This window comes from Jeotgalibaca dankookensis, from assembly GCF_002005405.1.
Taxonomy (GTDB): domain Bacteria; phylum Bacillota; class Bacilli; order Lactobacillales; family Aerococcaceae; genus Jeotgalibaca; species Jeotgalibaca dankookensis.
Genome location: NZ_CP019728.1, coordinates 81,685 through 95,007, shown reverse-complemented (window position 1 = coordinate 95,007; position 13,323 = coordinate 81,685). Strand labels below are relative to the sequence as shown.

Sequence of the window (13,323 nt, the reverse complement as noted above, 5' to 3'; positions counted from 1 at the left end):
ATGTAGTAGATTTCATTGTCGCTAACACAATATGTTGTGTTTACAGATAGAAAAGGAGTGAAGCAAGTGGCTACTGAAATTAATTCCACTTTGAAACAAGGTTTCGAACAAATAAATAAAGACATTGAGCAATTTGATGCTGTTTTTCCTATAACTGAGGATATGCATATTACTTATTCCGGTGTAGCCCGTTTAGTGATGCTTGACCGCTATTCTTTTAAAGATACCAAAAAGGATTCCCTAAAGGTTGGTGACTTTGTCCTTTTAACAATCAAAGAAGATCCTAAATATCCAGCACGCGGTACGGGTACTATTCAATCACTAGATTGGGAAAAAGGAACAGCTACTATCCAAGTTTCTGATGAATATCTTCTAAGTATTGATGCCTTTAGTGACTCTGAAGACGGGATTGTCAAACGTGATATTATTACCTTAGACAAACCACTCGAACTTTTTTATGAACAAATTGCCATGCGAAATGCGCACGGTCTTGCTCAAGTAGAAATTTCTCCAGAAAAACGTGCGGATGCTTTTCTTGAATTTTATGAAGAACAAAAAAATAAAAACTTTATCCCAGCAGGTCGCGTCCTATACGGAGCGGGTTCTGGAACGGATGTTACATACTTTAACTGTTACGTTATGCCAATGGTCCCTGACTCTCGCGGGGGTATTTCGGACCACCGTAAGAAAGTGATGGAAATCATGAGTCGTGGTGGCGGTGTTGGCTCCAATGGTTCCACGCTACGTCCGCGTCATGCTTTAGCGCGTGGTGTAAACGGCCGTTCTTCTGGTTCTGTTTCGTGGCTCGATGACATTGCTAAACTAACGCATTTAGTTGAACAAGGTGGCTCCCGTCGTGGTGCGCAAATGATTATGTTAACTGATTGGCATCCTGACATTGCTGAATTTATTATTTCAAAAATGCAAAATCCACGTATTTTGCGTTATATCATTGAAAACTTTGAAGATGAGCAAATTCGTACGTTAGCACATAATAAATTGAAGTTCACACCCTTTACTGCAAAAGAAATCAATATGTATACTGGGATTGTCAATTACAAAAATAGTCCTGGATTTGGTGGCTTTGATGAATCAGTTATCCGTGAAGCTGAAATGAAGCTGCGCGATGGTGGGACTTATACCGTTAACGACCCTGACTTCCTAACGGGTGCAAATATTTCTGTTTGTATTACCGATGATTTCATGGATGCGGTAAAAGCTGATGCTGAATATGACTTACGTTTTCCAGATGTGGAAAACTATAGTAAAGAAGAAATGGCTTATTATGATGCAGAATGGGGTAACGTTGGGGATGTGCGTGATTGGGAAAAAGCTGGTCATGCCGTTCGTGTCTACCGCACAATCAAAGCACGTGAACTGTGGAAACTAATTAATGTTTGTGCAACTTACGCTGCGGAACCAGGTATCTTCTTTATTGATAATGCTAACAACATGACGAACGCACAAGCTTACGGTCAAAAAGTTGTCGCAACGAACCCTTGTGGTGAACAACCTTTGGCTCCTTACTCGGTATGTAACTTGGCTGCAGTTAACTTGGCTGAAATGGTCAATAAAGATTTACAAATGGTTGATTTTTCAAAATTAGAAAAAACTGTCTGCATGGGTGTTCATATGCAAGACAACGTTATTGATTCCACACCTTACTTCTTAGAAGAAAATCGCATTCAAGCGCTTGGCGAACGTCGTGTTGGTCTGGGAATTATGGGATTAGCAGATATGCTTATCTACTGTGGTGTTCGCTATGGTTCTGAAGAAGGAAATCAATTAATTGATCAAGTTTTCAAAACGATCGCTGTAACAGCTTATGAAGAAAGTATTGAATTAGCTAAAGAACGTGGTAGTTTCCCATTCCTAGTTGGTGAAACCGGTCGTGAAACCCAACAACTGCGCGAAAAATTTGTCAATTCTGGATTTATGCGTGGTATGCCAGAACATGTTCGTCAAGGCGTTTTAAAATACGGGATACGTAACTCTCATCTCTTGACTGTTGCTCCAACTGGTTCAACGGGTACCATGGCGGGTGTTTCAACTGGGCTGGAACCATATTTCAGTTTCTCATATTTCCGCTCTGGCCGTTTAGGTAAATTTATTGAGGTGAAGGCAGAGATTGTTCAAGAATACTTAGAACGTCATCCAGATGCAGATCCAGATAACTTACCAGACTTCTTTACAACTGCGATGACCCTTTCTCCTGAAGAACACGTTGATGTTCAAACAACCATTCAACGTTGGGTAGATAGTTCGATTTCTAAAACCGTCAACGCTCCTAAAGGATATACCGTTGACCAGGTTCAAAAGATTTACGAACGTCTCTATGATGGTGGTGCTAAAGGTGGGACGGTTTACGTTGATGGCAGTCGTGATTCTCAAGTCTTAACTTTAAAAGCAGAAGAAAACTTAATGGATGATCAATACCAAGATCATGCTAAAGAAGCTGCCAAAGTAAATAAAGATAAAACCTTTTTAGTAGAATCAATTGTTAATTTAGAATCAACCGATGTCACAATTGGTAATGAAATTGGCGATACTTGCCCGATTTGTCGAATTGGGACGGTTGAAGATTTAGGCGGCTGTAACACTTGCAACAACTGTGCAGCGCAATTAAAATGCGGTTTATAATCTAAACTAGAATGACCTCGTCTCTTTGAGACAGAGGTCATTCATTTTTTTTAATAAGAACTATAAATCATGGTATACTATAAGTATTAGACAGAAAAGGATTGGGATAAATGACACCAGAAGAAATCAAAAATAAATTAGCCCTACTTCCTGACTTACCTGGCTGTTATATCATGCGGAATATAGATAATGAGATTATCTACATTGGTAAAGCCAAAAACTTAAGAAATCGTGTTAAATCCTATTTCCAGCAAAAACATGAAGGCAAGACAGCTTTGTTAGTGGCTGATATTGATCACTTTGAATTTATTGTAACCAAAACAGATAAAGAAGCTTTAATACTAGAAATCAGTTTAATTAAGCAGTACCAACCGAAATACAATATCAAACTAAAACAAGGGACCATGTATCCTTACTTGAAAATAACCAACGAAAAGGATCCTCAATTAGTTATTACCTCCACCGTCGAAAAGGATGGGGGTATTTATTTCGGTCCTTATCCACACGTGTATGCGGCTACAGAAACTCAACAGTTTATTCAAAAAGTATACCCTTTACGTAAATGCGCAAAAAATGCCAAACGTGCCTGCCTTTATTATTCTATGGGTCAGTGCATCGGTTGTTGCGACCATGACATTTCAAAAGAAGAGTACGCCGCACAAATAAATAAAATTTCACGTTTTTTAAATGGTGAAGTAAAAGAAATCAAACAAAAGTTAGTCGAAAAAATGCACAGTGCAGCAGAAAAAATGGATTTTGAATTAGCAGCTGAATATCGCGATCAAATTCGCTATATTGAAGAAACGGTTGAAAAACAAACCATTATGTCGCGAGACTTTACGAATCGAGATGTCTTCGCTTATCATTTAGATAAAGGATGGTTATCCATTCAAGTCTTCTTGCTACGGCAATCTACAGTTATTAAACGTGAAGCAGCCCTTTTCCCTTGCTACGGAACGGCTGAAGACGAATTACTCTCTTTTATTGTACAATTTTACGAACAACAGAATCATATTTTGCCTAAAGAAATACTCGTTCCAGAAGGTATTGATACTGCTCTATTAGCAGAAACATTAAACACTGCAGTTCGTGTTCCCAAGCGTGGAAACAAAAAAAGTATTCTTGACCTTGCAACAACCAATAGTGAACTCGCATTGACTGAAAAATTCATGATGATTGAGCGCTCTAAACATAAAACGGTTGGGGCCATCGGAGAATTATCAGAGGCTCTGGGCATTGATTATATTGAAATGATTGAAGCATTTGACCATTCAAATATTCAAGGAACAAATCCCGTCTCCGCTATGGTTGTTTATAGAGATGGAAAACCGGATCGAAAACTCTATCGTAAATTTAAAATTAAGACCGTTGAAGGGAGTCATGAATTTGCGACAACGCAAGAAGTGATTCGTCGCCGTTATACTCGGCTCTTACGAGAAGGGGCACGTCTGCCAGACCTTATCTTGATGGATGGTGGAAAAATTCAAGTACGAGCTGCAAAAGAGGTTTTAGAAGATGAATTAGGCTTAGACATCCCAGTTGCTGGTATGGTGAAGGATAATAAACACCGCACATCTTCTTTATTATTTAACAACGAACTTGTTGAGCTAGATCCACGAAGCCAAGCTTTTCATTTAGTTCAACGTATTCAAGATGAAGTTCACCGTTTTGCCATTACCTTTCATCGACAGGTACGAGGTAAAAACAGTTTCTCTTCACAATTAGATCAAATTGAAGGCGTAGGTCCCAAAACGCGTAATAAAGTTTTAAAGCAATTTAAAACTTTGAAAAAAATTCGCGATGCGGATTTAGAAGAATTTAAGAAGATAGGTGTTCCTGTCAAGGTAGCAGAACGAATTAAGGAAAATTTTACTGATAAGTAAGATATAAAAAGGAGTCAGCAAGAAATGAAAATAATTGTAGATAGTTCCTGTGATTTACCCCTGTCTTATCTAGAAGAGCATGACGTAGTTGTTTTACCTTTAAGAGTGATTGTCGACCAAACCGAGTATGTGGATATGTATGAAATTTCTAATGAGCAAATCTATGCTTTTATTAATGAAGGGAAACGCCCGCAAACTAGTCAAGTTCCTTTAAGTAAATATGTAGAGACTTTTCAACGTCTTGCACAAGCAGAGGAAAGTGCCATTTACCTTGCCCTCTCTTCTGAACTATCGGGCTGTTTTCAAGCTGCCCTCTTAGCAAAAGCACAAGTAGTAGAAGACTATCCGGATTTTGATTTAGAGATTATCGACTCTCGTGCTGCTTCTTTAGGAATTGGACTCTTAGCCAGAGAAGCGGTTCAAATGAACGAAGCCAATACCTCAAAAGACCAAATTGTAAATCACCTTCACTTTATGGTGGAGCACCTTGTTTCACTCTTTACTGTGGAAGATCTGAATTATTTAGCCCAAGGTGGACGACTTTCTAAATCAGGCGCTTTCTTAGGAAGTTTACTAAATATTCACCCCCTCCTAGAGGTTATTGATGGGCGCTTACAAGCCATTGATCGCTTCCGTGGTCGTAAAAAAGTTTTAAATAAGATTTATGAACGTATGGCTAATGAAGCCAGCAAGGTTACCGAACAAACAATTCTTATCGTTCATACAAATGAGACCGAACTAGTTGCCGAAATAAAGGACCATATTCAAGAAACCTTCCATCCAAAAGAAGTAATTGCCTACCCAATTGGAGCTGTCATTTCCGCTCACACAGGTATGGGTACCATTGGAGTTTTCTTTATGGACCAATAAAAATAAATAGCAGATCAGGTCGTTGTTTCCACCTGATCTGCTATTTATTGTTTATTTTTGTGGAAAAGGTACAATATTGTCTGTTTTTGAATCAGGTACAGATATCGGTCCATTTTTCTGGCGAAGAAATACTTGCAGAAGTATTTCTTCTTCATCCATGTCTTCACTTTCTAAACGAGCAAAAAGTGTTTCCCCATTATCGATTAAAGTCGCTAGTATACGGTTATCCATCCGTGGAATATAGCCTAAGAGACAGCCATTTTCTAGCGTAACTCCAATAGCATTTTTATCGTATTCATTGTCTTTTTCCCTTGCCAACTGGAACAGTTTACCCTTTTTAAGAGGCGTTTCTGGAATTGGGTAGTCATAATATTCCATTCCTACCAAATTGGTTTCTAATAATTTTTTATCAGTCGCTAGAGAGTATTGGACTAAATGTTCCACGACTAAGTACTTTCTTATTTTTAAAGGGTGATTATTCATATCTAATAAATCAAATACTAAACGCTTATTTTTACGATTCTCTTCTCGGTCACGTAACCTTTCCAAAGCAGTTAAAACTGTATCATCATCTTCCCACTCATCTTTATTTTTTTTTAATACTTGCAAGGCTAATTGTCTGAGGTAAGGATTATAGTATGACAACAGTTTGATACACCATTCAAGATCAAGAAAATCTCTTCTCAACATATTTTCCAATAGTGCTTCTAACCAAACATTTACTTTAGCTAAATAGCTCTCTCCATTTTCTGTTTTCTGTTCAAACTGAAGTGGGAATTGAAAGAGTTGTTCACTCAACAAATTAAATAAATAATCACTTGTTGCGTGAAAGTATGTTTCCGCTTCTTGCCCTAAAAAGAATTCCAACAAGTTCAACCCTAATGGGTTTCGCTTCAAGAGCGGAGTAAACGCTTGAAAATCCGGTTTTATTTCTAAAAATTGCAACACATTTACGATTAAAATGTCTGTTTCAGTTGGATTCAGCATTTCTTTTACTACTAAGTGTTGCCACTTAGAATTACTTAAAAACTCCTCAATTGTTTGCGTTATTTTTTCATACCGGTTAAAACGTTTATCCCATTCGTCATCTAGTTTATTAGATGCTTGTAGATGGCGATCGACATACTGATAATCTTCTTCCCAACTATCAATTATTTTTAACCACATGGTCACTAGTCCGGCTAGGTCAATAAACCGGTCAGCGAGTATTTTTTTATCGACTAGTTTCTCCATAAAGGTGAGCGCTTGTTCAGACAAGGCCGTTACATCCACTAATTCTTGATAGGAAACAACATACATAAAGTCGTGATAGTTCATTTCATCAAGCTCACTACTAAAAAGGTAGTTGCGGATGTCTACTTTTTGAAGACTCACATTAACATAAATACTTGATAAATAATGACTTTTGATTGCATATTTAAGTACCCATTTTTGTTGCTCACGGGTGACAGGCTTTAAAGAGAACAGAGCTGCTAAACGTCCATAACCAGATGTATGTTGGACTAAGTCGAATAAAATTTCATTTTGACGAAAATGTCCATGTTGAATGCTCTCAGACACATACATTGTAAATTCACTGTGATAACCTAGGAGTTTAAATATTTTCAGAGTTAAGTCGTGAGGGTAAAAGCCAAGTAAAATAATTCCTAATTTAACCATCTCGGGATGAGCGCTCGTTCTCGTTAAGTTCATGCCTAATTTATGTAACTCTTTTTGAGTGAAATATTCCACTTCGATTAGAACGCGAATACGCTCACGTAGTTCCATAAAAAATTGGTGTAAAGGTTGTTTTACTAGAAATTCCTCTAATAAATTTTCTTGATTATGGTCAACAGCCTCGCGAATTTTTTTACAACATAAATCAGCTAAATCTTGCTTTTTACTATAAGGGAGGCCCTCCGTTAAGAGACTGTAAAGTGTATCTTCCCTTCCAGCTATCTCTATATTTTGGAAAAGATAGGGTAAGCTTGGCTGGTCTTCGCGTTTTTCTAATATTTGATCATATATACTTACGTGCTTGTCCAAAAACAAGACCCCCTTTATCTATTACTCTTATCTTGATAATACCATACTGAACACTATATAAGCGGTTAGAAATAAAAAAATCGCTATCAAAAATAAGATAGCGATTTTCCTTTTAATACAATAGACTTTTATAAAAAGCAGCCCGTGCAGCACGTTTTTTGGGCTCAATGACAAAGGTAAGCAGAACGGAGACCCCAATGACTAGCATAAACCCAGCAAACAATCCTAAGAACAGCGCACCCGTTACTTGATCGTTCATATTTGTGTTGTTATTTGCTATAAACAAAGCGCTAATCATCCAAATAATTATTGGAATAAGGTAGAAGAGGACATAATAAAATTCCAAACGAAATAGTTTCCACTTATTTCCTTGCATCATTTGCTCACTTTTCTCTAAAATTTCACGGTTAGATAAGTCTGGTTCATCATGATAGATAAAATCTGTCAGCGCCCAGGCAAAAGATTTGATAATACCTGGAATAATTAATAGGAGGGACCATAGAAGAATCAATAAATCTCTTCTAAATACAAAAGCAATCGCTTTTTGAGCTTGGTACTTAAAGGGTGCAAATAGATAACTCACTGTCATTTGTTTTCCTTCTTGAATATTTAAAAACCCCCAATTATAACCTAAGTTGAGTAGTGACATCACCAGCATACTCACAATACTAATTAAAAAATTTAAGAGTAAGGTTCCGCCTGAAATAGTCGATACTGTATTAAAATTTTGGACATCAACGGTTGAACCTGTAAAGAGCATTTGAAACGCATAACTGATAATGGTAATCACAACTAAATTAGCAATCGCCACCAGATAATTACCTTTTAAACTCCTTTTTCCATTTAATCGTATTTCACGATTATCCATAATCTACCTTCTTTCTTTTCTTTATAATTTTTGCCCACAATTAGGACAATAGTTCGCACCATGCGCATAATGATAGCCGCAATGAGGACAAACCTCTTCGACTTTATGAGCAACTCCTGATTCGATTCGTGTTAAATCCTCTAGCTCGATAGTGACTGATTCACCTTTAGTAATCGCTTTTCCAACTTCATCAGCTAGTTGATATACCGTACCACAACATGTCGTTCGGACAATGAACTGCTTTCCAAAAGTAAAAACAGGAATGAAAAATAAGCGCATTCGATTTGACAGTTGAAAAACTTCGTAGCGTCCAAAATGTCCACATTGGTCGCACGTTATAGTTTGATAGTAGTCCAATTTCTTTTCAAAAGGATGAACATCTAAAAATATAAACATGTCGGTACACTCATTTCCTTTATTTTGTTAGGAACAATCTGAGTTGTCCCAGTTCTTCCTCTGTCAGGGTAATGCCCTTACTCATCTTGTTATGGTCAGGACTCCAGTCACGGATATCGTATTTCTCCTGACCGTCATTCCAGCGCACCACATTTAGCTCCTTTGTCCAACCTTTAGCTGAGGTGCTTAAAATCCCAATGTGTGCAACTATTTCAAATTTTATATCAGCCATTTTATTCACTCCTTTTTCTAGCTCTCTATAAAAATATAGCACATTTAATAGATTAAGCGAAATGAAAATTGTTCTTTTTTAGCGTACCAAAAAACCAGACAAATTTTGTCTGGTTTTTAACTTTAAAAGGGTCCATAATTTGTGTAATAAGCAATGACTAGGAAAACGACCCCAATCAATAACCAAATGATCATTAAAGGTCCTAAGTAACGTACCCATTTATTGTATGGTATTTTAGCAATTGACAGTTGTGCCATCAAGACGCCAGAAGTTAGCATGATAGAGTCCATAAACCCAGCTCCTAATTGATACGCCATAACGGCAGTTTGTCTGGTAAGCCCTACTGCATCTGCTAACGGAACCATAATCGGCATGGTTGCTGCTGCTTGTCCTGTTCCTGACGGAATAACAAAGTTAATTAAGATTTGAATCATATACATCGCGATAGCTGAGAAAGCGCCTGGTACGCCTTCTACCGTTCCAGCTAATCCGTTTACAATAGTATCAATAATGAGTCCATCTTCCATTACAATTACGATTGAACGGGCAACCCCAACAATTAAGGCTGCAAAAATCATCTCTTTTGCCCCTAGAACGAATAAATCCGCTACTTTGCTAGGTCCGTAGCCATATGAAAAGCCTGCTATTATCCCTGTTATCATAAAAATAGCACCAATTTCTTGAATGTACCATCCATATTGGATAACTCCAAAGGCAATCGTTAAGATACCTCCTAAGAAAATCAGTCCAACAATGATGTGACGTTTATTCATTTTTATGAATTCATCACTAGTATCTTTATTTTTAGGAATACCATCGTAAACCAAACTCTTCGTGTGGTCTTTTTTAATCATCGTTGCGTAACGCATAATATAAATAGAAGTAACAATCCAAAGAACAATAAATAATATAATTCGGAGGCCCATCCCAGAGAAGGTTGGTAATTCAGCTATCCCTTGGGCAACCCCAACTGCAAAAGGATTCAAAAATCCAGCACTAAATCCAATTGCTGCACCAGATGCGATAATACTCATTCCAACAATCGAATCATAGCCAAGAGCAAGCGCGAGTGAAATTCCCATAGGAATAAAAACAATCGTTTCTTCAGAAAAGCCTAAAGTCGCACCAGCAATCCCAAATATAAATAAGAAAATCGGAATAACCAGAATTTCGCGACCAGCCATTTTTTGTGACAGCTTATAGATAAGTGCTTCTACTGTTCCGGTTTCATTAATAACAGTAAAGGCACCACCGATTAAGAAGATAAAGAATGAAATTTCAGCTGATTCCAATAACCCACGTGGAATAGAATTGATAATCGCAAAAAAACCTTGTGGATTGGCGTCTACTGAATGCCAAGAACCTGGCACTGCAATCGTTCGACCCGCTTGCTCGATTCGATCAAATTGCCCTGCTGGGATAATCCAAGTTAAAGCAGCCATGATTAACATGACACTAATTAATAATACGTACGTATGTGGAATTTTAAAGTTAAACTTCTTTTTTTCCAAAACGACTCCCCTTTTCTATATGTCAGTCCTACAAACAAAAAGACCTCTGGTTAGCAAAAGGCTAACGAGAGGTCCTTCTGCCCGCAATTATGAAAGTACTCCAGTATAAGCAATGGGCTTGCTTACCTAGCAGTGAACGTCTTATTTAAACGTACCCCAGCATTATTTCTAATACTTCGGCGTTAATCCCTTTCGCTTCCTACTTATGATTAACGCAGCCTCTTTCAAAATTGACTGTCTTTATTGTGTCTTATCGTAACGTGAATGTCGGATGATTTCAACTGTTTTCTTTTAATAAGTGATTGATTTCTTCTTGAATGGCATTATACTCTTCAAAACCAAGCTTAGTGTTGTGAGAAGCAAAATACTGATAAGCTTGTTCAACGCGAACGAGATAATAAACCGGCTTTAAACTGAAGCTAGCTATTTGTTTAACGGCTCCTAATTGATCTAGCAAATAACGGTCATTTAAAGTAAACAGTAAATGGTTCCAATAGCTAACGATTTTAAAAAAATTTCCAACTAGAGCATGACTGTCTCCTTTAAGAGCAGCTTGCTGAGCTGGTTTTAATTCCAGAGTTACTTGCTCACGATAATAGTTTAGAAGACCCTCTTTCATTTCTTGTGGAAAAAGAGACAATTCTTTTTTTAAACGCAAAAGTGGCTTATTGGCTGCTTCCCATACGACAAAACCTGTTTGAATTTCACCTGCATAAACAACTTGTTTTGGACTGAATGAAGAAGCCACATGCTCTTGATAGTCAATATTTCCAACTAAACAAGCGTTTATGCTCTGTTTGACTTCACTGATATCTCGCCAGATAATTTCCGTAGACATGATTGGTGGTTCAATAGAACCTTCATAGTAAGCAATTAATGTGGTCTCACGATCAACTAATCCAACAAGTCCACTCATTTTTTGAAGCGTTTCGACCACTCCTTTTTTATCCATACCCTTCACCCCATTTACTATATCTGTATTCTATGCGATATGGATAAGATTAGCTAATATAATACCACCTATTAAGAAAAAAAGTTGGGAGTTTGATCCCAACTTTTTCTTAAATTGCTAATTTGTATAAAGGAACAATATGATTTTTGTTGATTATTTTCATAAAGTAAAGGCAGAGTAGTAAAGATACGGTTTCTGAAATAAGAAACGCCCACCAGATATTGTTAATATTACCGGTCAAAGACATCAGGTAAGCAATCGGTAATAGTAACACAACTTGGCGAATCATCGAAATAGCTAAACTGTATTTTCCAAGTCCAAATGCTTGGAAGACTGAACTCAAAACGATACTTGCTCCCGCCGGTACAAAATGCAAACTCAAAATCCGCAAAGCGGTAATCCCAATTTTATACATTTCAGGTGAGGGATTGAAGAGAGACAATAGGAAGCTTGGGAAAATTTGGAATCCTATTAAACCAACCGTCATAATGACTGTTGCATAACGAACCGATAGCTTGATTGTTTCACGAATACGATCTGGATAGCGAGCACCATAATTGTAGCCGATAATAGGGATTAAACCATTATTCATCCCAAAAACAGGCATAAAGACAAATCCTTGCAATCTGAAGTAAACGCCATACACGGCTGTTGCAGTCGTACTAAAAGCAATCAGAATATTGTTCATGGCTAAGTTTAAAACTGAACCAATTGCCATCATAATAATAGAAGGTAAACCAATAGCATATATTTCTTTAATAATATTTAACTTAGGTCGGAAAGCTCTAACAGAGAGGGTTAACTCTTTATTATGGCGGAAGTTGAAATAAATCCCTAAAGAAGCAGCTAACACCTGACCCGTAACGGTTGCCCATGCTGCACCCATCGTTCCCATTGCTGGAAGGCCGAACCAACCAAAAATAAAGATAGGGTCTAAGATAATATTCGTTACAGCCCCGACTACTTGCGATATCATTGCGTAAAAGGTTAATCCAGTTGATTGCAATAAGCGTTCAAAGGTTATTTGAAGAAAACTTCCTAGACTAAAAAAAGTAATAATTCTTAAATAATTTGTTCCATGGTAAATAATATCAGCATTTGATGTTTGTGATGAAAAGAATAGTGGCACTAAGAAGGCTCCAATAATGACAAAGAAAAAGGAGTGCAAAATATTAAGAAACACACCATTTTCAGCAGTCAGGTTAGCATCATCATAACGCTTTTGACCGATCCGACGTGATACTAATGCGTTTACCCCTACCCCTACACCAACTGATAGAGCAATCATTAAATTTTGAATCGGAAAAGCTAAACTGACACTTGTCAAAGCTTCCTCACTGATTCTTGCTACAAAGATACTATCCACAATGTTATACAATGACTGTACCAACATTGATATCATCATAGGTACAGACATATTAATCAGCAAACGATTAATAGGCATGACACCCATTTTATTTTCTTTTTCCATTTACTACCTCCGAGATTGGTATGAGTATCTGTGTTACAAGTAACTCGTCCAAAACTTTTTCATTTAAATAAATTTCTTCTGATTGTCCATTCGTTTGGTAATGGTTTTCAACTAGCCAGTCTTCCATTTCGCGGTAGACGGGCGGAATCTTTTTGTGGGGTCCTTGAAAGAGACAGGTTAAGTATAACCCCGCTTCTTTTTCTTTTGACTCAATCAAAGCCTGCCCTTCAACCGCTTGAAACAGTGGGAAACCAGCTTCTAAATCGACACTCGTTTTGCTAAAAGAGTGATAGCGAACATAAAAATGATCTGCAGGATAAATATGCTGCGCATTTAAATACTGACTTAATTTTTCCTTTTGATTTCTTATTTCCTTATTTAAATCTTTTAAGGCAACAGTGGATGTGATTGATAAACTAGGAACACTGGGACGTTTAACGATTTGCCAGTCACTTATTCGTGGCATGGCTATCAT

Annotated in this window: 11 protein-coding genes and 1 riboswitch; of the genes, 3 read left to right on the top strand and 8 right to left on the bottom strand. The window is 37.4% G+C overall.

What is annotated here, in order from left to right:
• The first annotated feature begins 66 nt into the window (after positions 1-66).
• From BW727_RS00420 to BW727_RS00410, 3 genes are all read left to right on the top strand, one after another.
• Positions 67-2,640 carry a vitamin B12-dependent ribonucleotide reductase gene (locus tag BW727_RS00420; RefSeq protein WP_062470624.1) on the top strand — a complete coding sequence of 858 codons (2,574 nt, stop codon included), beginning with the start codon at positions 67-69 and terminating at the stop codon, positions 2,638-2,640.
• Between the two features lie 110 nt (positions 2,641-2,750).
• A complete protein-coding gene (uvrC, locus tag BW727_RS00415) occupies positions 2,751-4,523 on the top strand; it encodes an excinuclease ABC subunit UvrC (RefSeq protein WP_062470625.1) in 1,773 nt (590 codons plus the stop codon).
• 24 nt (positions 4,524-4,547) lie between these two features.
• Positions 4,548-5,393: a DegV family protein gene (locus BW727_RS00410; RefSeq protein ID WP_062470628.1), complete on the top strand. Its 846-nt coding sequence runs from the start codon at positions 4,548-4,550 to the stop codon at positions 5,391-5,393.
• 51 nt (positions 5,394-5,444) lie between these two features.
• Here the strand turns inward: BW727_RS00410 and BW727_RS00405 are convergent, their stop codons facing one another.
• The 8 genes from BW727_RS00405 to BW727_RS00370 form a co-directional block, all read right to left on the bottom strand.
• Complete coding sequence (locus tag BW727_RS00405; protein WP_062470631.1) at positions 5,445-7,418, bottom strand: HIRAN domain-containing protein; 1,974 nt, start codon at positions 7,416-7,418, stop codon at positions 5,445-5,447.
• 112 nt (positions 7,419-7,530) lie between these two features.
• The gene (locus BW727_RS00400; protein WP_062470634.1) at positions 7,531-8,286 is read right to left on the bottom strand and encodes a DUF975 family protein; all 756 of its coding nucleotides are present in this window, start codon (positions 8,284-8,286) and stop codon (positions 7,531-7,533) included.
• A 21-nt stretch (positions 8,287-8,307) separates the two neighbouring features.
• A complete protein-coding gene (locus BW727_RS00395) occupies positions 8,308-8,682 on the bottom strand; it encodes a zinc-ribbon domain-containing protein (protein WP_062470638.1) in 375 nt (124 codons plus the stop codon).
• Between the two features lie 19 nt (positions 8,683-8,701).
• Positions 8,702-8,914, bottom strand: a complete 213-nt coding sequence (locus tag BW727_RS00390) for a YdbC family protein (RefSeq protein ID WP_062470641.1) — start codon at positions 8,912-8,914, stop codon at positions 8,702-8,704.
• 122 nt (positions 8,915-9,036) lie between these two features.
• The gene (locus BW727_RS00385; protein ID WP_062470644.1) at positions 9,037-10,425 is read right to left on the bottom strand and encodes a YfcC family protein; all 1,389 of its coding nucleotides are present in this window, start codon (positions 10,423-10,425) and stop codon (positions 9,037-9,039) included.
• 85 nt (positions 10,426-10,510) lie between these two features.
• Positions 10,511-10,657, bottom strand: a riboswitch (Lysine riboswitch).
• Between the two features lie 45 nt (positions 10,658-10,702).
• On the bottom strand, positions 10,703-11,377 hold the full coding sequence (locus BW727_RS00380) for a hypothetical protein (protein ID WP_062470647.1): 675 nt from the start codon (positions 11,375-11,377) through the stop codon (positions 10,703-10,705).
• A 109-nt stretch (positions 11,378-11,486) separates the two neighbouring features.
• Positions 11,487-12,848, bottom strand: coding sequence for an MATE family efflux transporter (locus BW727_RS00375; RefSeq protein WP_062470649.1), 1,362 nt, complete (start codon positions 12,846-12,848; stop codon positions 11,487-11,489).
• Positions 12,832-13,314 carry a GyrI-like domain-containing protein gene (locus tag BW727_RS00370; RefSeq protein ID WP_062470653.1) on the bottom strand — a complete coding sequence of 161 codons (483 nt, stop codon included), beginning with the start codon at positions 13,312-13,314 and terminating at the stop codon, positions 12,832-12,834. Before BW727_RS00370 ends, BW727_RS00375 begins: the two co-directional genes overlap by 17 nt.
• Positions 13,315-13,323: the final 9 nt, after the last annotated feature.